Origin of the sequence: Verrucomicrobium spinosum DSM 4136 = JCM 18804, assembly GCF_000172155.1 — a bacterium.
GTDB classification, from domain to species: Bacteria; Verrucomicrobiota; Verrucomicrobiia; order Verrucomicrobiales; family Verrucomicrobiaceae; genus Verrucomicrobium; species Verrucomicrobium spinosum.
The window spans coordinates 3,143,509-3,169,205 of sequence record NZ_ABIZ01000001.1; the positions used below are offsets into that span (position 1 = coordinate 3,143,509).

Genomic DNA, 25,697 nt, shown 5'->3' on the forward strand with positions numbered 1-25,697 from the left:
GAGGCAGAATAGCGAAGGATGAGAGAATGCCAAGTGATTCTAGAAGCTGTCCCAAGCCCGAGGGGAGATGGTGGGTTTTTAACCACAGAGGGCACAGAATTTCACAGAGTTTTGGCTACAGAACTGCATTATTTTGTGGACGAGTGTCCGACTTTCCTTTCATTCCGGAAGCCATGACGTCCTTACCGCAATTGTTCCCCACAAGGCCTATGGAGCAGCTCAACGCCGTGACGGCAAAGGTGATCGGTGCGGCAATGAAAGTCCATACCCGACTCGGGCCGGGTCTATTGGAGTCGGCCTACACCGCTTGCCTGGCTTATGAGCTTAGAAAGGGCGGGCTTAAGACTCTCGCTGAAGTTGCCTTGCCGATCGTTTATGATGAGGTTCAACTCGATGTTGGCTACCGGCTGGACCTGCTCGTTGAAGATTGCGTTGTAGTGGAGCTGAAATCGGTCGAAAAACTCTCGTCGCTCCACCAGGCGCAACTTCTGTCTTACTTGAAGCTTAGCGGTATCCGGTTGGGCCTGTTGATAAACTTTAATGTAACCAGCCTAAAAAATGACGGGATAAGGAGGATCATGAACTAAGGGGGCTGCTGTTCAGTACTCTGTGAAACTCTGTGCCCTCTGTGGTAAATTCTTCATCGCATACCCTTTTTCTCACTCTTCCTTCATCTTCTGCACCACGCTGATCTCCCCATTGTTCTCCAGCACCGCGAGCCGCACTTCCCCTGGGGAGGTGCAGCCGTGGCGGCGGAGGGCGAGTTCCAATTCGTGCCGGGTGAGTTTGGCGTCGGACATGATTGCGTCATCCACCTGGCCCTTGTGAATGAGGACCTGAGGTTTGCCTTCAATGAGTGTCTCCAGCTTGCGGCTTTTGAAAGTGGCCAGGCCAAAGAGGTAGTTGAGGCCTACCAAGGTGCCAGCGAGGACGAGGCCGCCGGTGATGGAGTTGTCTCCTCCATTCATGGAGTTTTGCACTGCGTTGGAAAGAAGCAGGAGCAGGACGAGGTCGAATGGCGCGAGCTGTCCTACTTGCCGCTTTCCGGTGACGCGTAACATGAGGAGCACCAGCACGTACACCACCGCAGCGCGGACGACGAATTCCCACCAGGGCAGGGAGATGGACCACATGTCACCAGCATGTCCACAATCGTGCCCTGAGAAAACAAAAAAACGCCCATCCCGCGATGGGATGGGCCAAAGGCAAAACAGGGCGGGACGGAAGGAACTTCAGATCACGCCAGTTGGGCTCCCACCTTCTTCAGGAGGGTCTCGAGCTGGCGGCCATACTTCACGTAGCTGTCGTACTGCTCCTTCGCCTTGGCCTCAGGGGAGAGGTCGTCGGCGGCTCCTGCCCCGTGGAAGACCACGGCCACGTGAGGTTCGATGCTGATGTAGCCATCGTAACCGCTGGCAACTACGTCTGAGAGGATCTTCTCCACCTGACCGTCGCCTTCACCGGGGAAGGTATAGTCGGCATCGTTCTTCTCTTTGTTCCAGCGGCCGTCTTTGACGTGGATGTGCACCATGTGGGGCTTGATGGCCTGGTACATCTCCCATGCGTCCTGCTTCTGGCCAGGACGGTCACGGTCGTCGATGAAGACGGGGTTGCCGGTGTCGAACACCCACTTGATGCCGGGAACGGCTTCGTTCATGCGGTTCACATAGCTCACGCTCATGCCACCCCAGTTCATGCAGTTTTCATGTACTACGGTCAGGCCAGCGTCGTTGAAGCGCTTGTTGATTTCACGCATGCGCTTGATGCGCTCGTCGGCCATCTGGTCCTCCAGATCCTTGCCGGTCTCGTCTTTGCGCACCGCGTAGCTCATGACGCGGATCAGCTTGGTGCCCAGCTTTTGCATGCGAGGGATGGCCCGGGCGATTTCGGCTTCGGTGATGGAGAAGTCGTCCTCAATCTTGTGAGCCCAGTTGGCGATGATGGAGCCAAAACCGCTGATCTTCATGTTGGAGGCGGTCAGGATTTCACAAGCTTTCTCGAAGGTGGCCTCGGGCACCTCGTGCAGGTTGCCTTTCACTCCGTCGATCTCGATGACCCGGGATTCAATGCTGTCCCATCCCAATTCCTGGTGGGCCTTGATTTGCACGTCGAGGGACGCGCCTGCTTCGTCTGCGATGCCGGTGAGCTTGATCATGGAACGTCAGAATTGGAACGATCCCCAACGGGGTGCAAGTACGGATTTCTCTCAATATGTGACAGGTTCTGCTGGCCATGTGATCTAGTGGCGGGCAGATTTTTTAGGTCGGTCCCATAAAGCAGAGCTGAATATGGACGAATCCCAGCATCCCCAGAGTCTCAGGTTCTTCCGCACGTTTCTCCCAAAGACGGTGGAGTGGGGGGTGCCGCCCACGGCATGAAATCACTGGCCGCACTCACCATGTTCGCGGGAATCGCCAGTCTGGTCGTGTTGGCGGGCTGTCGGAATGAATCCAGGGCGATTCGTGATCTGCCGCAGCGGGCCTATGTGTGGCAGCGTGACTGGAATGCTCCAGTGGCAAGGTCCCTTCAGGAGGGAAGGGGGGCGCTGGACGGTTGTGTGGTGCTGGGGGCGGAGGTGGAATGGCGCAATGGATTGCCTGTGCCGATCCGGCCCCAGATCGACTGGGAAGCGCTGCGGACGTTTGGGAAACCCGTCAGCCTGGCGTTGAGAGTGGCTCCCTATGCTGGCCCTTTCAGTGGGGAGGGGAGTGTGGTGGTCAGCCTGAAGCGAGTGGTGGAGGAGCTTCTCGTGGAGGCGAGGTCCGCAGGGATGGAGATTCAGGAATTTCAGCTCGATTTCGACTGCGCCCAGAAAAAGCTGACCGGTTATGCCGAATGGGTGAAGGCGCTGCGGCATAGCACCGGCTCCGTTCCGCTGGTGATTACGGCTCTGCCATCCTGGCTTTCCGAACCGGCCTTTCCATCCCTGGCGCGTGAGGCAAAGCGCTATGTGCTCCAGGTCCATTCAGTGGTGTCTCCACTGGGGGATGATAGGACCCAGATCTGTGATCCTGTGCTGGCGAAGCGCTGGGTGGTGCAGGCTTCCGGGATTGGCCTTCCGTTTGAAATCGCGCTTCCCACTTATCGATCTTATGTCGGCTACAGTCCGGAGGGCAAGCTGGTGGGGGTTGCTTCAGATTCCGTGAGCCCATCGTGGCCAGCGGACACCCGCGTGAAGGAGTATGGACTGGATGCTGCGGCCATGGCGGTCATGGTGAAGGAGTGGCAGGTGAGGAGACCAGCTCACGCCGAGGGCATCCTGTGGTATCGGCTTCCCGTGGCCACGGACAAGAACAACTGGCGTTGGCCGACCCTGCGGGCGGTCATGGAGGGGCGAACCCCGACCCAGGCATGGACGGTGAGGGTGGAGGGAGCCGGTGTCGCAGGGGATGTCGCCCCAAACCCGGCTGACTTCGTATTGCGCAACACAGGCGAGGTGGATGAGGCGCCCCTGTGCTGTGTTGAGATCCATTGGGACGCTGAGTCTGTCCCAATCGCCGAATCTCTTCCAGGGTGGGAGGTTCGGCGGGGGAAAAAATCGGTCGTGTTTTTCCGTGCTAGTGGGAACGGGAGACGATTGCCGCCTGAGGCGGAGTGTGCTATCGGCTGGTTGCGCCTGGAACCCGGCGCTCCATTCCATGTTGAAGTTGTCCCTGTTCGCTAGAGTTGGGCTGTTGGTTGGTATTGCAGGTGCCTCGGCACAAGTCTTTGCCACGGGGATGTGGATGCCCCGTTCCTGGATCGGGGAACGTGGGGTGCCTCTCGTGGCGGCTCCTGAGTTCTTCTGGGAGTTGGAAGTCAAGCGACTGGCGGCAGAGCAGACAGCACCTGAGGAGCGCATCCCTGCGCCCTATCCAGAAGATTCCACGGATCAGGAGGCCTTCGAAGGCTATCGGCAGGCGTTTACAGCCAGGGTGGACATCGAGGAGTTCGAGTCGGCGCTCAAAGCAGGCGTGGTGAAGACCGCAGACCAGGCCAAAGCACTGCGAGCCCACCGGTATGCCAGGCAAAAGCTGAGCGGCATTGCCAAAGAGGATGCTGAAGCGGCTGCAGCGGAGGAAGTGCCGGGTGAATTCTCCGATTACCACGCGGGAGCTCTTGCCATGGACAGTGACCAAGCGAAGGCCAAGGCGGTGTGGGAGACGTTGCTCCAGCGTCCGGCGGAAGAGCGCAAGTACCGCTCCACCTGGGCGGCTTACATGCTGGGGAAGCTGGCGCTTGGTGAGAAGAAGTACGACGAGGCGGTGAAGTGGTTTCGAGAAACTCGCAAGCTGGCCAAGGAGGGCTTTACCGACGGTCTGGGACTGGCGGCAGAGAGTTATGGGTGGGAAGCCCTGGCGGAGATGGAATCCGGCCATGCGGCGCAATCTGCGCGGCTATATCTGACCCAGTTGTCACTTGGCGACTTGTCCGCGGTGGTCTCGCTGAAGTATCTGGTGCCGGATCGCGATTCTTCTCCGTATTCAGCCGATGATCCGGTGACGGTGTCCCCTGTGGTGGGTACCGCTTATGCAGTGGACTCGACAGAGGCCGCATTGGTGAAGGCGGCTGCGGATCCGCTGCTGCGCCGTCTGGTGACCGCCCACGTCCTTGCGGTTGGCGTTGGCTCCACGTGGGACAATGACAGCGGGGTGTCCAGGCCTGACGCATCACGGCAGGCCCGGTGGTTGGCGGCCATCGCCAAGACCGGTGTGAAATCCACCCCTGATGCTGAGTACCTGGGTTGGGTCGCATACAGCATGGGCAAGTATGAAGATGCCGGTCGCTGGTTGAAGCTCTCCGATGGCACCGGTGCCGCCGCCCGTTGGCTGAAGGCCAAACTCGCCCGGCGTGCTGGGGATCTGAAGTTGGCGGCGACCTTGATGGCGGAGGTGGTGCGCGATCTGCCTGAGAATGAGTGCTTGGAGAATACGCTTGGTGATGATGCCTACCCCATGCCGCCGAGCCGGAGTGCGGCCTGTGATCTGGGGATGATCCAACTCACGCGTGGAGATTACCTGGCCGCGCTCGATGCCTTCCTAACGGTGAATATGTGGGATGATGCCGCCTACGTCGCAGAGCGGGTGCTGACGACCATGGAATTGCTCGCCTATGTGGCTGAACATTTTCCTGAAGTGCCCAAGCCTAAGGACCCTGACAACTACACGGAGGAGGAAGCGAAGCGGCATGATGAAGCCACCCGAATCCGTTCGCTGCTGGGGCGGCGTCTGATGCGGGAAGATCGCTATGCCGAGGCCAGGTCCTATCTTCCAGAGAATCAATGGCCCAATCATGACCGCTATGTGGCAGCCTTGAAGGTGGCGGCCGATGAGAAGGCCGCCAAGCAGGAGCGAGCCCGTGCCTTGTTCACGGCCGCGTGGGTGGCCCGTTATCATGGCATGGAACTGATGGGGACGGAAGGCGGCCCTGATTCCAGCTCTACGAATGGGGACTTCATCTCACCCAACACGGCGATGGAACGGCTCACCGGGCAGAAGCAGAAGATGGGTTACTCGGATGAAGAAGAGGAGCAAGACTTCAAGCCCGGGCCAGCGGGGCTGGTCGTGCCGGTCAGTTCGGATGAGAAGAAGCGTCTGACGAGTACAAAGCTCAATCCTGAAAAGCGCTATCACTACCGCCACGTGGCAGCAGGCCTGGCCTGGAAGGCGGCAGGTTTGCTGCCCGACCAGTCAGAAATTACCGCCGATGTGCTGAACACGGCGGGAGGGTGGCTCAAGGGGCGCTATCCCAAGGAGGCGGATCGTTTCATCCAGGCCATCGAACGGCGGTGCTACAAGACCGAGATCGGCAAAGAGGCTGGCAAGAAGCACTGGTTCGTGGAAATGGAAGGGCCCTGGAGCAAGGAGGAGGAGGTGGTGGATCCGGTGCCGCAGTAGCCGGTGTGTCAGTTTGAGAGTTATGTCATGAACCCGGGGGGCGCCATGCGTAGCCATGGCTCGGCCGAGCGGAGCGGTAGGCCGACTGGGTCCAAATGACGGATGGGATGCGTCGCGGGATTGTTGTCTGGGGGCTGGCAACTCGATGGGCCTGCCGCTCCGTGCAAGCACGTGAATGGACGAGAACCACGGGCAGCCCTCGCTTCGCCATGGTGGACCCGTGGCGTCCATTCATGGCGGGTTCTTCGTATTTGCTGCTTGGTATGGTGTCACAGAGCTGGGGTGGCACTTGGGCCGGGGATGAAGCAGATTGTCTATTTTTCCGGTGCCAGTGTCATTGATGATTGTCTCGTCGGTCAGGCATATTCAGGGAGCTCAAGCAGGGTCGAGGACTTGTGAATGCTCACACGATGATGGCGCGCCACGCATTCCATGTTGAGGGAGTAGTGGAACTCGTGAATCTCTTCTTTGGACCCAGGGTGTTGCCAGGGAGCTGGTGCGACCAGGTTCCCATTGCTGGATCCGTGGGCTATGGGCAGTTGCCCCGTCGTGAGAAAGGGCGGCGCATCGTGACGTTTAGGGTGGTGAGCTTTTGATGGAGAAAAAAGTTTTGCGATGGGGAAATAAAATTACAAGTGAAGCTGAGATGTGTGGATGGGTGTGAAACAATTTTGTTTCATTAACATGGTTGTGTAATTGCTTGGGAAAAAATATAGGTCCAATGTGGGGTTTCGTGGCTTTGTCTGACGCAAGTCTGGGCTCCAGTGATGCAAGATACGCCTATTATCTCAATGAGTGGTTCAGTATCAAAGTCTTCAGCAGACCTGTCTGCGGGCGCAGCCGAGCAGGTGCCTTCCCCTGCAAATGTGAATCAGGCAGACCTGGTGGCGCGTCCCGACGCCTATCAGCCTGGGGCAGCTTACAATTTCCAGCCCTCGCAGGACGCACTGCGGCGTTACCTGTCCACAAGGAAAGACTCGTTTTCCCTCGGTGGCGTGAGCATGCCCGGGTTGTTTCAACAACCGTACGGGGCGGACAAAGGGTTGTTCCGCGTCGCCATCATCGTCGAGCTGGTCACCGCCATCTTGTTGAGTTTGATCGTGGTAAGCGTGTTCGACCTTCCCTTGTTGGCAGGCTTGATCCCGTTTTGTTTTTTCGTCGGCGCCGACGTGCTCCTGGCCTTTTTCCACCACTACCCCGTGAAGCCGGTGAAATGCCTCAGGGAAAACCAGAAACTCCTCGTCATCCCCGATCTGCGCGCTGGTGCCCGGCGGGATGAGAAGTTCTATGGCGACTTCCACGCCGTGCTCAAGGGCAAGGAGGAGGCCACCGTTTGGCAGAAATGGCTCTCCTTTCTTTGCAGCCTCCTCATCATCGGTCTTGCCGTGTTGAAGATGTTCTTCATGGCGGGAAACGTAGATGAATTGGCGACCATCTTCTCTCCCAAAAATGTCTTGGACCCCTTCGCGGCGGACTCATCCTTTGCCTCCATCTTGAAGCACTCTGAGTACCGCACCGCAATCTTTGCCATCTTTGCAATGCTCTATGGCGGTGTTGCGTACATCCACATCCGGCACACAGGCTGGGCCATCGCTGCCATGTCTCTTGTGGGGGCCTTGAAGCGCGACCGCAAGGAGAGAGACAAAGACCCCCGTGACCCCCGGTTTATCTGCACCCCCTATTCCCAGCAGGTGAATCTGGAGCGTTTTGCCAAGGAGCTGCAGGATAGCAACGACCCCGTTTACTCGCGGTTGGCATCGGCAGCAACGCCAGGGAGCAATGCCATTAAAAGCGGTCTCAAGACCAGCCTCAACGCAGGTGAACAACGTGCCATTGCCCCGCACACGATCGAAATACATGGGGATCAGTTGGGGAACGCCGTTCCGGGCAGCTATGTGCTCACCCGCTACGGCGTGCTCACTGATGAACAGCTTCAGGCATGGGTGAATATGCAACCTACGGACTTCGCCAAAGCCGTCGTCGCCCTCTACGGGCACAAGATGCAGATGAATCTGATCGGGGCGGAAGACATTGACGGTCCTCATTGACTCTCCTCTATCAAGAGAGACTGCATTGCACGCCACTTTTATTAGTTTTCAATGAAAACATTATTGTCTCACTTCCGGCCGGCGGCGGCAATCGTGACGCTGTGCAGCAGTATGCTCAGCCCCTCGCTGTTGGCCGACCCCAAAGACAAGGTGCTCGAAAATACGACGTTGTGCATTCTTGCAGGGCCTTTGGAAAAAACGGCGGATGCAACCTTTCCAGAGGCGCTGCGTGCCTTGCTGGCGCCATTGGAGATCGTCGTCCCTGGCAGGAGTAGTAAACCGGTCGCTGTGCCTGTGGCTTTGCTGGAGCGGCTGGAGGCACCTGCGCCCCAGACATTCGCCTTCCCCGAAGTGCAGAAACCATGGAACAGGTTTCGCTGGACAGCAGTGGACAGGCGGCTGGCGGTGCTGGAGAAGCTAGAGTCCGTCGCCGTCGGACCAGGGTTTGCTGGAGTGTGGGAGTCCGTCAGTTTTGACAATGCGGTGGAAGCCCGCGTGGCCGCGCTCGCCAGCGCTGGCGAGGTCTCCACCTTGCTCGTTTACCACCTCGCCGCCAAGCAGAACAAAGTGCCAGTGAAGATTGCCGGGAAAGATGGGCTCGTCTTTAACGACATGGTCTCCTTGCGGCATGAGCTTGCGTCCTTCATCGGTAAGAACGCAGAAAAAGACCTTGCCGCAGATCCCACCAGAGTCTTCACCGCAAAGTACAACGCGATCGTTGTCTGGCAGCCAGACAGAGGGGATGCCGCGCTCTTGGCGCAGGCAAAGGCAGACTTGCACCCGGGAGGGGGGCCTCCTGGCCCCGCGCCTCAGGCCAACCTTCCCCCTCACTCCACCGTCCTGCGCATCCATGGGTCCAATACTCTCGGGGCCAAGCTGACTCCGGAGCTCGCTCGGGCATTCCTCCAGAGGGCCTATCCCGGAGCCGCCGTACAAAGCTACGTGACCGAGCGCAAAGCTCACACCGGTGCGGATGGGGCCACCCATGACGAAATCCTTGGCACCCTCCTCATCGCGGCCAACGGCACCTCCCAACCGCCCGCGGTGGAGATCAAGTCCCACGGCTCCAAGACCGCATTCGACGAAGCACCCGACGTGAAGCAGGTCGGCCTGCGTGGTGGTCATGCCGACATCGGCCAGTCCTCCAGCAAAATCAAAACTGAGGTCGTGGAAGCCCTCGCCTCTGCTGGCCTTGGCAAAATGGACACCTTCGGCCCGCTGCGCACCGAAGGGGCCGAGCACCGCGTCGCCCTCGACGGGGTGGCTGTCTTTGTGAACGACAAAAACCCAATCGAGGACATGGACCTCGACACCCTGAAAAGGATCTTCAAAGGAGAGGTTACCGACTGGTCCCAAGTCCCACTTGGCAGGGAAGATGCCACCCCGGGCGGCCACGGGAAGCGCGGTCCCATCAAGCTCTACCGCCGGGACAACAACTCCGGTACCTTCGACTTTTTCGCCAGCGTGGTGCTCGGCGGAAAGGAGCACATGGCCAAGCAGGCTGAGCAATACGCCGACAGCAAGGAGTTGGTCAAGGCCGTGGGTGCTGATCCCAACGGCATCGGCTTCTCAGGCATCGCCTACTCCGCCACCGGGGCCAGACGCCTTGCCCTCAGCAAGAATGCGGGGGGCTCCCCCGTGGTCCCCAGTCGGGATGCTGTGATCGCCAAGTCCTACCCGCTGTCTCGTCCCCTGTATTACTATCTCCCGGAGCACACTAGCAACCCCGTCGCCAGAGACTTCGTCAAATTTGCCCTGTCAGATGAGGGGCAGGAAGTCATCTCCACTCGGGCCGGGTTCCTCGCTGTAGCCGGGTCCCCTGATGAGTTGCCAGAACGTCAGCCCCCCGTCATCACTGAGCCCTCCAGCTTCGGCTTTCGGCCGGGAGAGCTCTTCACCATCCAGCTCAAAGCCGACCAGCAAGGCGTCCAGTTTGCCGCACTCGAACTTCCTCCAGGGGTTGTGCTCGACGCCCAGCGCGGCATCCTCAGCGGGCGTCTTCTTGCCCAGGAAACCCATGTGATCAAAGTCTTCGCCACCCTCGGCACCCTACGGGGGCGGGAGCACAACCTCACCCTCGTCGCCAACGCTGCCCCCAGTCGTATCATCCTCCGCCTTCACGGCTCCAATACCATAGGCGCAAAATATGCCGTTGAGCTGGCCAAAGGCTACCTGAAGCGCACTCTCTCCGCCAACACCCAGCCCCAAGTCCGGGAGGCAGGGAAACGTGAGACATCCGAAGGGGTGGCCACCGATTGGCAGGTCTCTGCGGATGTGGACGGAGACGGCGTGCTGGAGGTCATCGAGATCCAGCCCCACGGCTCCAGCACCGCCTTCTCCGGTCTCGCCGCTGGCCATTGTGACATCGGCATGGCCTCCCGCCCCGCCGCCGCCGGGGACTTTGTGGACGCAGCCCTTTTTAAGGAAATAACCACAGAAGGCATGGAGAGCCCCGTCGAGGGCAACCAGATCATCATCGCGTGGGATGGCATCCAGATCGTCACTCATCCGGACAACCCCGTGCGGGAGCTTACCGTGGGCGACCTGCGTGGCATCTTCACCGGCACCACCACGGATTGGGGCGACGTCCCGGGCGGTCGCCGGGGTGCCTCCATCGTCACCTACAGCCGGGATGACAAATCTGGCACTTACCAGTTTTTCCGCAAAAGCGTCTTTCCGGATGGCCGACTAGCCAACCCGGCGAACAATCGTTTTGAAAGCGGCTCCAAGCTGGCCATGGCCGTCGGACAAGATGTCAACGGCATCGGCTTCGTTGGTAAGGCAGACGCCAAGAACCTCAAGAAAATACCTGTAAAGGCCGCGGCAGACACCCCCGCATTGCTCCCTACCGAGCTCACTGTGCCTTCACAAAAGTACGCCCTGACCCGCCCCCTCTACTTCTACCGTCTCCCCAGTCGCGCTAGCGGCGGCAGCGCAGATGCAGAGCGCCAACGTGTCGCCAAAGAGTTCATCATCTTCACCATGTCTCCCACCGGGCAGCGTATCGCAGAGGATGTTGGCTTCTTCATCCAGCCGGAGCGCCAGGTGCCTCAGTCACCAGATCCTGATGACACGGGTAAGCGGAACGAGCAATCCACCTGGCTCACCCTGCGGTTCGATTCCAATGACGGCAATCTCAATGCTCCCTCCGTCCAGCAGCTCAACCGCTTCTTCATCGGTGCCCCTACGTTGGATGACGAAGAGAAAAGGATAGACAGGAAGCGTCGCAGTGATCTTCTGATACAGTACCGGTTTGTCTTGGAGGGGCACGCAGACTCTATCGGCACGGAGGCTTCCAACATGCGTCTCTCGGAGCGGCGTGCTCGCACAGTCGCGACGTTCATTGAATCCATGGGCGTGGATCGCAGCAAGCTGTCCATCAAATGGTTTGGTGAGTCCCTGCCTGTTGATGACAACAGTGTTGAGGCGGGGAGGTATAAGAACCGCAGGGTGGAGATCCGGCTAGTGCCTAATCTTTGAACCTTTTTCCTTCTTCGAGACGGGTGACGGGGGAGGGGGGAGGGTAAGAGCTCGAACCGATAGTCGCAGCCGCTCTCGGCCAGATGGAGGCGTGCTCTCCATCACCAATGGTGTCAGGAGCCGTCTGAGCAGGTTCATCCACGATGCGGTGCGGCAGTGCTGAAGATGCTTGTGGCGATGGGGAGATGTCGAATGGTTTTCCGAGGCTAATGAGCCAGGCTTGTAGCTTGCGATCAGGTGCATTGGCAGGTTGGAGGTCCTTAACCCGACGGAATTGCAACATAGGCACTGAGTTGCTGGGTCGCGTTCTCAGTGATCTTCTTTCCCCCAAGGAGACCTTAAAATCGCCGCTGGACCTGCTCCTGTGGGTAGTAGATGCTCCGCCGTCGAGAGCTCTGCCTTGTAATGTCAGCAATGCTGGACTCTCCGTTGCCGCCAGGTATCCAACCTGTTTTCGATCAATGAGGCCAGTGCGGCTGCGAGGAGGATGGAAACCACCATACAGATTCCGGTGAACAGCAGATGCCCTTGCGTTGTGGTGCCGAGCGCATTCTTTAATCCCAGTTGATCCCCAATCCTGATGACGCTGACATGGACGAGGTACACTGGATAGGAGAGATTCCCCAGCCATCGATCCCAGCCCAGTTTACGGGTTTGTGAGAACATTAGAGGCAGCGTCGCGATGGTCAGGAGGTAGAGCATCATTTCCGAACCTGTTGAACTGATGGAGGTGGCAGGTTTAAAGTCCAGTATCAGCAGTACCAGAGCCAGGGCGAGGGCGAACTGGGGCCACCGGGGTAAGATCTCCATGCGGGGACGGAGGACGTGATAAGCAACCATCCCACCCAGGAAGTAGCCCATCTGCATAAAGCCCAGGAAGTCTGCCGCAACGGTCGAAACGTTCGCAGGGAGCCAGTGATAGCTGGAGAAGGCAAACCCCATGACCAACAGGCAGAGACCGACAAGCCAGTGTGATCGGAGGCGGTTGAGGAACGGTGCCAGCGCATAAAACAGCAGTTCGCATGAGATGGTCCACATCTGCCCCATGGGGAAGGGCTTCCATCCGCGGAATTCTCCCGGACCGGGAGAGCCATGGTAGAACTGAAACGTCGCGTCCTTGGTGATGGTGAACAAGAACGCAAGATCCACTCCAATGGATGAGATCTGGCTCACAATGTAGGCGCTTACCACGCCCCATTTCCCATGCTCCACGAGGAACTGAAACGCCGGGAGCCATGCGGATTCCACTGGGGACCTCCCCATGGACAAGAAGGCCAGCGTCACGATGATCTCCAATGCCAGGACAATCCAGAACGGCGGGAAGATTCTCAGTGCGCGGTTTGAATAAAACAGCCATTTCCTCCGATCTCCCTCGTGATATTTTTCCGAGAGGATCATGGCCATGTAGAAGCCCGAGATGATGAAGAAAATCCGGACGGCATGTTTGCCGCCGATACAGGGGAGAAGGCCACCTGCACTGGTGTGTGCAACGATGACCACACAAGCCAGAAAAAGACGAAGGGCGCCCATGACAAATGCGAAAAAGCAGGGCTGAAGCAGGTGTCCGCCTGTCCCCACGTTGTTCCTGACAGCGAAAGGGGCCCAGGTCAAGTCTGCGAACCGTCTCACCCGGGTTTGTTTTGTCTTTCAGGTATCCTTGTTGCAGAGCAAAAAAGAAGACACCCCTGACCTTGCCAGTCAGGGGTGTCTGTAAATCAAAGCTGCGGGATCCGACTGAATCGGTCCGGCTTACTTGTTGGCCTCAGCGCCCGAAGCCACGGCCACGGCAGCTTCGTCCGGAGGCAGGAAGGCTTTGAAACGGTTTTTGTCGATGGCCTTCATGTAGGCTTCCATAGGGCTGATGTAGCCGTCGCGGAGCTTTTCCCAGATGGCTTCGTCCATGAACTGCATGCCTTGAGCTTTGCCCCCGATGATGACGTCGTAAAGCTTCTGGGTGGCACCTTCACGGATGATGGCACCCACGGCTGGCGTGGAGACCATGATCTCGTTCACAGCGGCACGACCTTTGCCATCGGCCTTTTTCACCAGCAGCTGGGCCACCACTCCGCGGAGGGAGGCGGCAAGCATGGTGCGCACCTGGCTCTGCTGGTCAGCGGGGAACACGTCCACAATACGGTCGCAGGTCTTGCGAGCATTGTTGGTGTGCAGGGTGCCAAAGACGAGCAGGCCCGTTTCTGCGGCTGTCAGAGCGAGAGAGATGGTTTCATAGTCTCGCATTTCCCCCACCAGCACGATGTCCGCGTCTTCACGGAGGGCGGCCCGGAGACCGTCAGAGAAGGTGGGGGTCTGAATGGGCACTTCACGCTGGGTGATGATGCTCTTCTTGTTCCGGTGTACGAATTCGATCGGCTCCTCAACCGTGATGATGTGACGATTGAAGTTGGAATTGATGTAGTCGATCAGCGCGGCCAGCGTGGTGGACTTGCCGGAGCCCGTGGGGCCGGTGACCAGCACCAGACCGCTGCGCATGTGGCCAAACTCCTTCACCACTGGAGGAATGCCGAGCTGCTCCAGCGAGGCGATCTTGGTGGGAATAATACGGAAGACGGCACCGTAGCCGCTGATCTGGCGAAGGTAGTTGCAACGGAAGCGGGAGTCCTCGTCCATCTCATACGCGAAGTCGAGGTCGCCCCGTTCCCGGTAGCGTTCCCAGGCGCGAGGCTCGCAGATCTCGCGCATCATGGTTTCCATGTACTCTTCCGTGAGAATCTCGTCGGTAATCGGCTTGATGCTGCCGTGCACGCGGACCTTGGCCGGCTGGCCCTGAGTGAGGTGAAGGTCCGAACCGCCCAGCTCGATGAGGCGGCGGAAATAGTCGTCAATGATGGGCATGGTGGAAAAAGAAAAAAGAGTCGTTAGGAGGGTGGTGGGAGCAGGCGGTGGTGCGCCCCGGTCACGTTCACTCAGCTTTCGAGGAACTTCTTCATGCTCATCTTGTCATCGGCGCGCCCGAAGCACTCGTCACGGGAGATGTAGCCTTGGGAGTACAACGTCTTCAGGGAGTCATCCATCGTGACCATGCCCACAGACTTGCCGGTCTGCATGATGCCGGGCAACATGAAGGTTTTTCCTTCACGAATGCAGTTCGCGACAGCAGGGGTATTTACGAGGATTTCCAAGGCCATGATGCGCCCCTGGCCGTCCTGCCGGGGGATCAGTTGCTGCGAAATGATGCCACGCAGAGACTCGCTCACCATGATGCGGATCTGATCGCGCTGGTCGGAGGGGAACACGTCCAAGACACGGTCCAGGGTACGTGGAGCGTTGCCGGTGTGCAGGGTTCCGAGCACCAAGTGACCCGTTTCTGCAGCGGTGATAGCCAGTGAAATGGTCTCAAGGTCACGCATTTCACCGACCATGATCACATCCGGATCTTCACGGAGGGCACCACGAAGGGCGGCGGCGAAACTTTGCGTATGGGAACCCACCTCACGCTGGTTGACGTGGCATCCCTTGGCGGCGAATACGAACTCGATCGGGTCTTCCAGGGTGATAATGTGGTCCTCACGTTCCTTGTTCACCTCATCCACGAGGGCGGCAAGGGTGGTGGATTTGCCGGAGCCGGTAGCTCCGGTCACCAGGACCAGCCCGTTGTGATAGCGGGTGAGGGTGCGGCAAGTTTCCGGGAGGGCGAGATCCTCAATGGACCGGATGCTCGTGCTGATGACGCGGAAAACCATGTCAATGCCCAGGCGTTGCTGCACGACAGAGCAGCGAAACCGGCCATAGTTCGGAGAGTAGGCGAAATCCACGTCTCCTCGCTTCTCCAACGTCTTGATGTGACCGTCGCCAAGAAATGAGTAAGCCAGTCGTTGGGCCTCCTCAGCAGTGATGAGTGAGGCGTTGTTCCAGATGGGCTGAAGGGTGCCGTATCGGCGCCACATCGGCGGGGAGCCGGTGGCGAGGTGAAGATCGGAACAGTCGTACTGCTGGGCAAGCTGCAGGTACTCGTCCACGGACGAAAGCGTGGCCACCCGGGGAGCTTCTTCTTCCACGGCGACGGCGACGGCAACGGCTTCTTCTTGGTCTTGACTCATTCGAAAGTTTCTTGCTTCGGGGGTGACTGGAAACGGGACAAATATTGGAGAGCTATGGGCATCAAATGTTGTGCGGCGAGGCCGAACAACGGTTCGCGCGCCAAATTCCAAATATTTGACAAAAGGAAGCTGGCGAGGGTGCGTTTTCTAGCGGGTTTTGCAGAAGTGTCACGACTATTCTGCCGGGAGCCAAAAATCATTCGAGTGGCAATAAATCCTGCAACGGCGGCACTGATTATCACAGCCAGCCGATGCTTCTCGACGCTCTGTTGAATCAGATGTCGGGGATGCCACTGTTCCCGCACTTGAGCGATCTCGCCCCCAAGGGAGGCTCGGGCGAGATCCAGAGAGTGAATCACCTGCGCTTTTAGCGCTTTCCTGTCTGTCGGGCCAGCCATGCGCGGTCTTTCTTGAATTCGTTGAGGGTGTCTGCAAACCAGCGCATGGAGGAGAGGCGCTTGGACATGGCCAGGAGGAAGATGAAGGCCAGGAGGAGGTTTCCGCCGCCGACGGCCAACGCGGCTTTGAGCCAAGGCCAGCCGGATTGTTCGACGAGCAGGCCGATCAGGGCTGCCACCACGAGTCCCCAGCCCGTGAGTGCGGTGATGCCGCCAATGATGGCAAAGACCAGAGTGCGCAACACTTGCTGGACTGCCTCCTGGGCTTCAATGGTCAGCAAGACGCTTCGGGCCTCCAGATAGGCGGCCAAAGACGAGGAGAGTCCCTCCTGAGAATGGGGGGAAGCGGAAGGTTTGGATACCGGCGGGGCCGTGTCCATGTAGGAAAGGAGAGGGACGTAAAGAACCACCCGGCAGACCATCCGCCGGAATTGCAAAGCCTACACGTGGAAGTTAGCGCTTAAAGATGGCTCCGAGCACAAATCCCACCCCGAAGGCGGTCAGCAGGGCCTGGAGAGGCTTTTCACGGGCGAATTTCTCTGCCTCGACAGTGAAATCCTTGGCTTGGGTGCGGGCACCATCCCATGCTTTGCCAGCGTAGTCCTTGAACTCGGCTGCTTTTTCGCCTGCGGCGTCCTTGAAATGTTGGGCTTGGTTCTCGGCCACGGAGCGAAACTCCTCTGCCTTGGCCGCAGCTGCTGCGCGCAACTCCTCGGCAGCTTTCAGGGCGCTCGCCTTGGCAGCGGCGAAGGGATCGCTGCCAGGTGCAGCGCCGAAGGTGTCGTTTGGCAGGTCACTCATGGTAAAAAAGGGTGGAGGATTGAGTGTAAAAAGTCGGGTTGGGGGATTCAACTACAAGATGCCCGTGAAGCGAGGAAAACTTGTTTTACTTTGATACGGGCCAGACAGCACAGTTGGCCCCTTGTTTCCATTTGCCCGGTGCGGGAGGGCTGGCATACTCCGGCTTCCTCTTCACCCTCCTTTCCTTCGCAACAACATGTGTGGCATCTACGGTTTCGCCGGTTTCAAAGAAGAAAATTTGCTAGACCGGATGGGAAAGGTCATTCACCACCGGGGTCCAGACGGTCAGGGGCGGTATGAAGCTCCGGACGGCGTGCCGTTTAGCATGGGAATGCAGCGCCTTTCCATCATCGATCTGGAGGGGGGCTGGCAGCCGGTGTACAACGAGGACTCGACGGTGGCTGTCTGCTACAACGGTGAGACCTACAACTACGTCGAACTGCGCCAGGAGCTCATTGCCAAGGGGCACGCCTTTCGCACCCACAGTGACACGGAGTGCATTGTGCACGGGTATGAGGAATGGGGGATCGAGGGTCTCCTGCGCCGGATGAATGGCATGTTCGCCTTCTGCCTGTATGATGTGCGGAGGCGGGAGTTTCTCATTGCCAGGGATCGCTGCGGGCAGAAGCCGCTGTATTACCATCATGCCAATGGGCGTTTCCTCTTTGGCAGCGAGGTCAAGTCCCTCCTGGAGAGTACGCATGTCAGTGCCGAGCCCAACATTGAGGCCATCGATCCCTACCTGACACTCCGGAACGTGCCGGAGCCTCAGACGATGTTCAAGGGCATTTACATCCTGCCGACCAGTCACTACCTGCGCTACAAGCTGGCAAACCATTCTCTGGAGATCCAGCGGTACTGGGAGGTCCCGCTCCTCGATGCCCGCACCGCCACCTACAAAAGCGAGGGTGAGTACTTTGAAGCGCTGGAAGAAGTCTTCAATGATGCGGTGCGACTCTGCATGCGCAGTGATGTGCCGGTGGGTGCCTACTTGAGCGCCGGAGTGGATTCATCCCTTACGGTGGCGGCGATGACGAAGCATTCCTCCAACATCAACACCTACTCGGTGGGCTTCAATTCACCCGTGGATGAGACCCCGGCCGCTCGCGAGACCGCAGCGTTTCTGGGCACCAAGCACCACGAAATCATCTGCCAGCCGGAAGACTTTGACCTGTTGCCCAAGATCGTGTGGCACATGGACCGCCCGGTGGGCGATGCCTTGCTCATTGCCTTCTACAAGCTGGCCCAAGGGGCAAGCAAAGACCTGAAGGTTGTCTTGGGAGGAGAAGGAGCCGACGAGGCCTTTGCGGGCTATTCGTTCCAGGGGGTGATTACCAAGGTGGAGAAGATGCGCCGCAAAATTCCGGGGGTCACCAGTCTGGCGGCTCCCCTTTTTGCCGCGACGCCAGCGAGCTTGCTAAACAAATTCTTCAAGTTTCCTGCCGACCTGGGCAGCCAGGGGAAGAAGCGGGTGGTGGAGTTTCTGGCCGGATACACGCGCCGGGATCTGAACCACAACTTCAATGCCCTGCGCACTCTCTGGAGCCATGATGAGCGTCATGACGTGTACGCAGAGAGCTATAAACGACTGGCCACTGATGCCTGGATGGCGAAAGAGAAGGAGAAGGACAAGGGCGGGCCGTTTCTGGATCGTCTCCTGAAACTCCAATACGACGAATGGCTTCAGGATTGGGCCCTGATCCGGCAGGACAAGAACACCATGGCCCACAGTCTGGAGTACCGGTTGCCCTTTCTGGACCATCGCCTGATCGAGCTGGCCTTCACCATGCCAGCGGAGATGAAGATCAACAATGGCACGGACAAATACATCGAGCGGAAGCTGGCGGACAAGATCTTCCCGCCGCACATCGCCCGGCGTGCCAAGATCCCGTTCTACCTGCCCGTCGAGTATTTCCTGGATAAACCGCAGTTCCGCAAGCTGGTGGCGGAGACGCTGAACGAGACGGCGGTGAAGCGCCGTGGTTACTTCGAACCGGCCAAAGTCCGGGCGCTGGTGGAGAACATGAACCGCACCCGGGAGTTTGTCTTCTGCAAGCAGGTGGTCTCACTGGTGATCCTCGAGCTCTGGCACCAGGTGTTCGTGGACAAGGCGTTCTCGTTTGGACGCTGAGCCTGCCGGTCTATCTGCGTGGCACTTCCTCGAACTCGAACTCTACCGCCGCCCAGGTTTTTTTGTCGGCGTCGAACTGCCACAGCGTGGCTTTCAGTCTGGCTTTGCCCGACTTCCGTCCGATGAGTTTCCATGCAGTCAGGGGCGGGTAAGGTTCTTTGCGGTCGGCAGGCGGAAAGAAGGTGAGCAGACCGGTGCCGCGGATTTCGAGGAGCTCGGTGTTTTTGCCTTTGGGATCCTTCTTCAGGACAGCAGCGAAGGGGAGCTTGGTCTCGGGAGTGTTCTCATCGTCCTGGCTGTAAATTTCCACGGCTCCGGAGGCGAACTCATTGGCCTCATCGAACTGGTGGAAAACCACCCGGTAGGTGTGTTTCAGCCCCCCGTTCTCAAGCACCATGGCCGGTGGCTCGGCAGCCTGAAGCGGAGGCGGGACCAGGGTGGCAAGGATGACCACAATCGCCGTCGGCAGGAGGATGAGGCGAGTCAGGTGGGACCACAAGCTGCTCATGGCATAGCATGCGGGCAGATGGGCCGGCAGCAAGCAGGATGATCGAAAAATTCCGGAAGAGGGCGGGTGCCGCCTAATACAACTCGCACCGCATTCGTTTGGGTGATGCAGTTGTGTAGCTCCATCGAATGCCCCCATGCGCTCCTCATTGATGACTCTCTTGGTCGCGCTCGTGGCTGTCTCCGGCCCGGCAGGTCTCCCCGCCAGCGTGCCGGGGATCATGGCCGCGGCACAATCCAGCTCGTTCTCGATGACGCCGGAAGCCGTGGCTGGACGGATTGACCAGGCCATCCTGCAGATGGAGGGGGACATCTGGCGGCAACAAAACGCAAAGGTTGAACCTGCGCAGCGCATGCCGCTGAAACTGCCTCCTCAGGTTTCCGACGAGGTATTCATCCGACGTGCATACCTGGATCTGCACGCCAGGTTGCCAGATGCCGCGACGGTGCGCTCTTTTCTGGTCAGCACCCATCCGCAGAAGCGGCAGGTGTTGGTGGACAGGTTGCTGACGGATCCCATGTCCGGAGCCCGGCGGTTTCTCAGGCTGGCAGATATGCTCCGGGTCAAGGACGTGGTTTTGGGGTATCCCATGCGCTCGTATGTGGAGTGGCTGAGGGCGGCTGCGGCGAACGACATGCCCTATGACAAAATGGTCCGAGCCCTCCTGACCTCGTCAGGCGATGTCGGCAGGGTGCCGGCTGCAGGATTTCTGATGACGGATGGTGGTCACATGGAACTGACCATGCAGGAGATCGTGAGGGTGTTTCTGGATGAGAACATTCAGTGCGCGACCTGTCATGATCACCCCTTCGCGGATACCACCCAGATGCAATATTACCAACTGGCAGCCTCGCTCACCGGCGTGGAGGTGACCAAGGGTGTGCCGGGGGCGGTGCAACCGCAGCGCTTGTGGCCGGTTCATGGGGCGCTGGCGGAGCCAGACCGTCTCGTGATGCCGGGTGAGCAACTGACGACTCAACCCGCCAAGGTGCGGGTGCCGGTCTTCCTCCCCAAGGACTATCTTTACCGCGATGGCAAACCTGGTGATGCGGTGAAACCGGGACTGCCAGTCTGGACACCCAAGGGTATGGGGGTTCCCAGAGCTTTTGTGCCCGCAACGGGTAGAAATGGCGAGGTGGCAGTCGAGCTGGCGGAGTGGGTGATCGGGAGCGACCGCTTTGCAGAAGTGGCCGCGTTGCGGACCTGGCAGGAGCTTTTTGGGCTCCCTGCACAGGCTGCGGATGTCTGGATCAAGGAAGACTTCGCCACGGGGAAAACAGCGGTGGAGGTTTATCAGTCCCGATCCTGTGAAGGGGCGGGACCGCGGACTGAGACGGGCGGCTATATGGGATACGGCAATCGTTTTAGCACATTTGTCGGGGATTCTGCCAACGAACCCCACAGGCGCTTTACGCAGGTGTTGGCGGCGGAGTTGGTGCGGATGAAGTACGACCTGCGGGAGTTCGAGAGGGCTCTGTGCCACACCCAGGCCTATCAACGTCAGGCGCAGGTGGTCGCGTTGGGGGAGCCTGGCTATGCCTTTTCCCCGGCCTTCCGCCGACTGCCCGCAGAGACGATTTGGAACAACCTGGTGCTGGTGCAGACGGACGGTGCGGCGGTCGGCAAAGCCCTGCTGAGCCACGAGCTGCCTCAAGTGCCTGATGTTGAGCATCCCTCCCGCGCGCTCGGGCGGGCAAATCGGGCCTGGGGGGACGATTCGATGCGGACGATCACTCATCGTCTGGTGCAGACGCTGATGACGGGGGATACGGTAAAGCAGGCGAGTGCCAAGGAGGGTCCGCTGGTGCAGCGGCTTAAGAACACGCAGCCTGGAGATCTTGCCGTGGAGGAGGCATTCCTGGCTGTGTTGGGTCGCCTGCCCACGCGCGTGGAGAAGATGAAGACTTTGGACTACTGCCTGGAGAACCTGGGAACTGGGTGGAGTGACACGGTGTGGTCACTGCTCAACACGAGCGAGTTCGTATTCCAATATTAGGGCGGGCTCACGCATCCGGTTGATTCATGGCGTGGGCATAGTCGGGATAGAGCCTCCGCACGCAATCAGGACAGATGCTGTGGGAGAATTCTGCTTCTGTGTGTCGCTGGACGTAGGATTCGATCTTTTCCCAATGACCGTGCCCGTCGTGGATGCTCTTGCAAGAGGCGCAGATGGGCAACATGCCGCGCAGGACTTTGATTTCGGCAAGTCGTGCGGTGAGTTCGGCCTCGGAATCAGCCAGTTCTTCCTCAAGCCGCTGGCTGTTCGCGAGGAGAAAGGCCATGCCCATGCCCATCTCTCCGAGGATGGCCCCCAGCACATAGGGGGCATGGAAGCTGGACGCTTCGAAAAGGCCGGCCTCAGGATGCCTGCACCACAAGACGGCCCGGAGGAGCAGGGCAGCGGCAAACGCCGCCATCATGAAGGAAATAGCGCGATACAGGACCAGGCGCCGGGCACCGGCATGCCGGAGAAACTCCCAGGCCATCTTAAGACAGATGCCCGCGACGGTCAGGCTCATCGCGAGGTTCCGCAGGCTGATGCTGGGCTCTATGAAATAGAACCACGCCAGGATTCCGGTGACGATGGGTATGAGGAGATAATAAGCACGGCCGGCCGGGACACCTCGCAGAAATCGAGAGGTGGCTTCCAGCCGAAGAACTGCCGTGAGAACGAAGAGCGCATTCCCCACCAGGACGCTGACCGCTTCGTGGCCGGACAGGCGGATCAAGAGGGCGATATAACCACAGATGGCCACCACATTGCCAGCCAGCCAGTAGTTAAAGCCGGCATACGTTTTGAGATGAACCCGGCAAAACAGCAGCACCAGGGCGACAAACCCCACCATGCTGACATGGCAGACAGCGATTGTCTTGAGATCCAGACCTTCGAGCATGAGCAGCGTGGGAGTTGAAGAAGACAAGGGGAGAAGCAAAAGGGCGGCGACCGTGCTCTGCGGTCACCGCCCCCACATCACTGATACGCGCCAGGCGTTCTGCCTAGCGGAAGCTCTTCGCGAAGTCGTCGGACGAGGCTTTGGCCACGACCTTTGTCTTCTGGAAGGTGCTGTTTTCGGACTTGTCCTTGAGGATATCTTCGTAGTCGCTGGCAGCCATGGGCAGCTCGATGGTGGCATCCTTCCAAGTCGAAAGGAGGATGGCATTGGCCAACTCTACGCTGCGGATGCCTTCCTCGGCCGGGGAGAGCAGTTTTTCCCCCTTGAGAATGGCGCTGGTGAAGTTCTGCAGGATTTCCACGTGCTGACCACCTGAGTTTTCCACAGGGATGTCCATGTGCCAGCTCTCCGGCATGGCGAAGGCGGCTTCTGCGGTCATGCAAAACTCGCTCATGGGCTGGCGGTTGCGCTGGAAGTGGATGTGCGTGCCGTCTTTGACGGTCAGGCGGCCCTTCTCGGCAGAGATCTCGAGCACGTTGCGTCCCGGAGCTTCGCCAGTAGAGGTGACGAAGGTGGCGGTGGTGCCGTTGTCGTACTGGAAGACGGCGGTGACGTCGTCTTCCACCTCGATTTCATGGAACCGGCCGAACTGGCAGAAGCCGCGGACGCGCTGGGGCATGCCGAAGAGCCACTGGAAGAGGTCCAGATTGTGGGGGCACTGGTTCATGAGCACGCCGCCGCCTTCACCCTTCCAGGTGCCGCGCCAGCCGCCGGTGGCGTAGTAGTAGTTCGTGCGGAACCAGTTGGTGACTTCCCAGTGAACGCGGCGCACTTCGCCCAGTTCGCCGCTGTCGATCAGGTCCTTGACCTTCTTGAACACGGCGTTGGTCCGCATGTTGAACATGGCGGCGAAGATCTTCTTCTTGTCTGTGTGGGCGGCGATCAGCCGTTCACAGTCCGCCTTGTGCACGGAGATGGGCTTTTCCACCAGGACGTGAAGGCCTGTTTTGAGGGCTTCGATGCCGATGGAGGTGTGGGAATAATGGGGTGTGCAGATGAGGATGGCGTCAATTTTGCCACTGTGAATCATGGCATTGACGTCGGTGTAGGCGCTTTCACCCTCCAGCAGCTTCGGCAGGGTGCCGACGCTTTCACAAAGGCAGGTGACACGCAGGCCCTCCACTTTGCCTGCACGTATATTCGCAAGGTGAGCCTTGCCCATGTTTCCGAGTCCAACGATGCCGAGTCTAACAGTATCCATGGGCGGCGAGGGTAGAGGGAAAGGGCGGGGGGTCAAGGAGAGTTGCTCTTTCGTGGGGTGCAGCGAACATATTCCCCGGCTGCGAGGGCCCATAATTGGCTGAAAGTGCAACAAAATGAGACATTTGTGCCTCATATTGAGATTTTTAGACTCCCGGGTAGTTTTGGCAACAAGGGTTGGCTCCACCTGCAATCCCGTTGCAGGTGACCGTTGCATTTGCGTGGGGGGCGTGCTGAGTTGGGCTCAATGCAAAAAACAGGTACTCTCCTCATTACCGGTGGCGCGGGCTATATTGGCTCTCATACCGTCAAGCATCTGTTGAAACAGGGTGAAAAGGTCGTGGTGGTGGACAACATGGTCTTCGGCCACCGCGAGGCCCTTGACCTGGAGCGCGTGACGCTGGTGGAGGGGGATCTGGGGGATGCTGAGTTGATGGACCGGGTCTTTGCCGAGCACCAACCCGAAGCGGTATTGCACTTTGCCGCCTATGCTTTCGTCGGAGAGTCGGTGGAGCAACCCCTGAAGTACTACCAGAACAACTTGACGGCTCCGCTGGCCTTGCTGGAGGCCATGAAAAAGCATGGTACCCGACGGTTCATTTTCTCCTCCACCTGCGCGACCTACGGGAATCCCCAGTACATGCCCATGGACGAGAATCACCCTCAGGTGCCGGTGAATCCCTACGGGGCAAGCAAACTGATGTTGGAGCGCGTTCTGCTGGATTGCGGCGTGGCCTGGGGACTGCAGAGTGTATTCCTCCGCTACTTCAATGCCAGTGGCGGCGACCTGGAAGGAGAGATCGGGGAGGATCACACCCCGGAGACGCACCTCATCCCGCGCATCCTCATGGCTGCCAAAGGGGAGATCGAGCACATCACCGTCTTTGGGACGGACTACGCGACGCCGGACGGCACCTGCATTCGCGACTACATTCATGTGAACGATCTGGCACGCGCCCACGCCCTGGCATTGAACCACCTGCGAAACGGCGGGGAAACCACCGCAGTGAACTTGGGCACGGGGCGCGGGTTCAGCGTCCGGGAGATTTTGGCAACGGCAGAAGCGGTGACGGGGTGTTCGATCCCAGTGTCGTACGGCCCCCGCCGTGCAGGAGATCCGCCGGAACTCGTGGCCAATCCTGCCAAAGCACTCGAGGTGCTGGGCTGGGAGGCGGAGTACAAGGATCCTCGCCAACACATTGAATCCGCGTGGAAATGGATCGCAGGACCCCGTGGTGGACGTTATAGGAGCAGAGGGCAATAATAGATTTTAGATCGCAACAAAGAGAGTGTGCCCGGTATGCCGTCTCCCATGAGCGCCGTCAGCAAGAGCCAGCGCAAACGCCGCAAACTGCTCAAAGAGCAGAGTGAGGCCAAGCAGCGCATCAAGGAACTGCAAGACGCGGCTGGGATGACCCGGGGCAAATCGGCGATCATCAGTGTGGAGCAGGACGCTGGAGAGGAACTGCCCGCCTGGCGGAAACGGAAGGCGGTCATGGGGGTGCTGCTGTTGCCGGTGTGCCTGCTTGCCTCTGTGATCTTCATGGAGTTGCTCTTTAACGCCGCGGTGGACAAGGCTTTCTGGAAGTCTGAGGGCTTCTGGTTCTTTGGGTTCGGGTGTGTCTTCTGGTTGAGCCTTGGCTGGGTGAACCTGCAGCCGGCCGTGGCTTACGTGTTTGCCCACGAGATGACCCACGTCATCACCGCGCGCCTGAGCGGGGGGGAGGTGCATGGCATGCACGTGGAGGAGTCTGGCGGGTACGTGGAAACAGACGCGTCCAATACGCTGGTCACACTTTCACCGTACATGGTGCCTTTTTACACGGTGGTGGTATTTGCGCTCTACGGCTTCTTCTGCCTCTTTGTGGACATGCACCGGCCGGTGACGATCCCGCTCATTGTCTGGTCCATGGAGTTTAAGTGGATCTGGATCTTCTACTGGCTGGTCGGTTTGACTTGGTGTTTTCACATCACCTTTACCCTTCAGGTGCTGCGGACTGAGCAGAGTGACCTGCAGCTCAACGGGGAGTTCTTCTCCATGATGCTGATTTTCCTGGCCAATATTGCGCTGCTTGGGGCGCTGTTCATCAGTGCCTCACCCACCTTGGGGTGGCAGGATGTCTGGGAGGATGCACGGAATATTGTGATCACCCTTTGGGCGTGGATGAAGGGTGGGGCGACGTAAGCGAGGCTGGCGCGAATGGGACATCAGCCGACCGATACGACGCCTTCGGAGTAAACAC

The 25,697-nt window shown here is 59.0% G+C and carries 20 protein-coding genes; 9 read left to right on the top strand and 11 right to left on the bottom strand.

Annotation, left to right across the window (positions count from 1 at the left end):
* Positions 1-209: 209 nt before the first annotated feature.
* Positions 210-587 (top strand): GxxExxY protein, encoded by a 378-nt coding sequence (locus tag VSP_RS12695; RefSeq protein ID WP_029190398.1) that lies wholly within the window; start codon positions 210-212, stop codon positions 585-587.
* 72 nt (positions 588-659) lie between these two features.
* Here the strand turns inward: VSP_RS12695 and VSP_RS12700 are convergent, their stop codons facing one another.
* On the bottom strand, positions 660-1,133 hold the full coding sequence (locus VSP_RS12700) for a DUF421 domain-containing protein (RefSeq protein WP_009961035.1): 474 nt from the start codon (positions 1,131-1,133) through the stop codon (positions 660-662).
* Between the two features lie 104 nt (positions 1,134-1,237).
* A complete protein-coding gene (locus VSP_RS12705; RefSeq protein ID WP_009961036.1) occupies positions 1,238-2,155 on the bottom strand; it encodes a sugar phosphate isomerase/epimerase family protein in 918 nt (305 codons plus the stop codon).
* A 219-nt stretch (positions 2,156-2,374) separates the two neighbouring features.
* Between VSP_RS12705 and VSP_RS12710 the strand changes: the two genes are divergently transcribed.
* The 4 genes from VSP_RS12710 to VSP_RS12725 all read left to right on the top strand — a co-directional run bounded on the left by VSP_RS12710 (position 2,375) and on the right by VSP_RS12725 (position 11,404).
* Entirely contained in the window at positions 2,375-3,664 is a 1,290-nt protein-coding gene (locus tag VSP_RS12710) for a DUF3142 domain-containing protein (protein ID WP_029190399.1), read from the top strand.
* Positions 3,639-5,876 (top strand): hypothetical protein, encoded by a 2,238-nt coding sequence (locus VSP_RS12715; protein WP_198141376.1) that lies wholly within the window; start codon positions 3,639-3,641, stop codon positions 5,874-5,876. The genes VSP_RS12710 and VSP_RS12715 overlap by 26 nt, the downstream gene beginning before the upstream one ends.
* A gap of 791 nt (positions 5,877-6,667) precedes the next feature.
* Positions 6,668-7,924: a hypothetical protein gene (locus tag VSP_RS12720; protein WP_009961039.1), complete on the top strand. Its 1,257-nt coding sequence runs from the start codon at positions 6,668-6,670 to the stop codon at positions 7,922-7,924.
* 51 nt (positions 7,925-7,975) lie between these two features.
* Positions 7,976-11,404 (top strand): substrate-binding domain-containing protein, encoded by a 3,429-nt coding sequence (locus VSP_RS12725; RefSeq protein WP_081452527.1) that lies wholly within the window; start codon positions 7,976-7,978, stop codon positions 11,402-11,404.
* 408 nt (positions 11,405-11,812) lie between these two features.
* Here the strand turns inward: VSP_RS12725 and VSP_RS12730 are convergent, their stop codons facing one another.
* The 6 genes from VSP_RS12730 to VSP_RS35185 all read right to left on the bottom strand — a co-directional run bounded on the left by VSP_RS12730 (position 11,813) and on the right by VSP_RS35185 (position 16,661).
* Positions 11,813-12,934: an acyltransferase family protein gene (locus tag VSP_RS12730; RefSeq protein WP_009961041.1), complete on the bottom strand. Its 1,122-nt coding sequence runs from the start codon at positions 12,932-12,934 to the stop codon at positions 11,813-11,815.
* A gap of 219 nt (positions 12,935-13,153) precedes the next feature.
* Positions 13,154-14,257 carry a type IV pilus twitching motility protein PilT gene (locus tag VSP_RS12735; protein ID WP_009961042.1) on the bottom strand — a complete coding sequence of 368 codons (1,104 nt, stop codon included), beginning with the start codon at positions 14,255-14,257 and terminating at the stop codon, positions 13,154-13,156.
* A gap of 71 nt (positions 14,258-14,328) precedes the next feature.
* Positions 14,329-15,462: a type IV pilus twitching motility protein PilT gene (locus tag VSP_RS12740; RefSeq protein WP_009961044.1), complete on the bottom strand. Its 1,134-nt coding sequence runs from the start codon at positions 15,460-15,462 to the stop codon at positions 14,329-14,331.
* The gene (locus VSP_RS12745; protein WP_009961045.1) at positions 15,459-15,860 is read right to left on the bottom strand and encodes a hypothetical protein; all 402 of its coding nucleotides are present in this window, start codon (positions 15,858-15,860) and stop codon (positions 15,459-15,461) included. The genes VSP_RS12740 and VSP_RS12745 overlap by 4 nt, the downstream gene beginning before the upstream one ends.
* Positions 15,830-16,240, bottom strand: coding sequence for a phage holin family protein (locus VSP_RS12750; RefSeq protein WP_157210863.1), 411 nt, complete (start codon positions 16,238-16,240; stop codon positions 15,830-15,832). The genes VSP_RS12745 and VSP_RS12750 overlap by 31 nt, the downstream gene beginning before the upstream one ends.
* Before the next feature lie 73 nt (positions 16,241-16,313).
* Entirely contained in the window at positions 16,314-16,661 is a 348-nt protein-coding gene (locus tag VSP_RS35185) for an ElaB/YgaM/YqjD family protein (protein ID WP_009961047.1), read from the bottom strand.
* A gap of 196 nt (positions 16,662-16,857) precedes the next feature.
* On the opposite strand from VSP_RS35185, the gene asnB reads away from it, so the two are divergent.
* On the top strand, positions 16,858-18,792 hold the full coding sequence (asnB, locus tag VSP_RS35190; protein ID WP_009961048.1) for an asparagine synthase (glutamine-hydrolyzing): 1,935 nt from the start codon (positions 16,858-16,860) through the stop codon (positions 18,790-18,792).
* 10 nt (positions 18,793-18,802) lie between these two features.
* Here asnB and VSP_RS12765 read toward each other — a convergent pair whose 3' ends face one another.
* Positions 18,803-19,300: a hypothetical protein gene (locus VSP_RS12765; protein WP_029190402.1), complete on the bottom strand. Its 498-nt coding sequence runs from the start codon at positions 19,298-19,300 to the stop codon at positions 18,803-18,805.
* Between the two features lie 136 nt (positions 19,301-19,436).
* Between VSP_RS12765 and VSP_RS12770 the strand changes: the two genes are divergently transcribed.
* Positions 19,437-21,296 carry a DUF1549 domain-containing protein gene (locus VSP_RS12770; RefSeq protein ID WP_081452528.1) on the top strand — a complete coding sequence of 620 codons (1,860 nt, stop codon included), beginning with the start codon at positions 19,437-19,439 and terminating at the stop codon, positions 21,294-21,296.
* 7 nt (positions 21,297-21,303) lie between these two features.
* Here VSP_RS12770 and VSP_RS39345 read toward each other — a convergent pair whose 3' ends face one another.
* Positions 21,304-22,221 carry a hypothetical protein gene (locus tag VSP_RS39345; RefSeq protein WP_157210864.1) on the bottom strand — a complete coding sequence of 306 codons (918 nt, stop codon included), beginning with the start codon at positions 22,219-22,221 and terminating at the stop codon, positions 21,304-21,306.
* Positions 22,222-22,297: 76 nt separating this feature from the next.
* Positions 22,298-23,455 (bottom strand): Gfo/Idh/MocA family protein, encoded by a 1,158-nt coding sequence (locus tag VSP_RS12780; RefSeq protein WP_009961053.1) that lies wholly within the window; start codon positions 23,453-23,455, stop codon positions 22,298-22,300.
* 246 nt (positions 23,456-23,701) lie between these two features.
* Here VSP_RS12780 and galE point away from each other — a divergent pair, with 246 nt between their 5' ends.
* Both galE and VSP_RS12790 read left to right on the top strand, forming a co-directional pair.
* Positions 23,702-24,718, top strand: a complete 1,017-nt coding sequence (gene galE / locus VSP_RS12785) for a UDP-glucose 4-epimerase GalE (protein ID WP_009961054.1) — start codon at positions 23,702-23,704, stop codon at positions 24,716-24,718.
* 48 nt (positions 24,719-24,766) lie between these two features.
* Complete coding sequence (locus VSP_RS12790) at positions 24,767-25,639, top strand: hypothetical protein (protein WP_009961056.1); 873 nt, start codon at positions 24,767-24,769, stop codon at positions 25,637-25,639.
* The last annotated feature ends 58 nt before the right edge of the window (positions 25,640-25,697 follow it).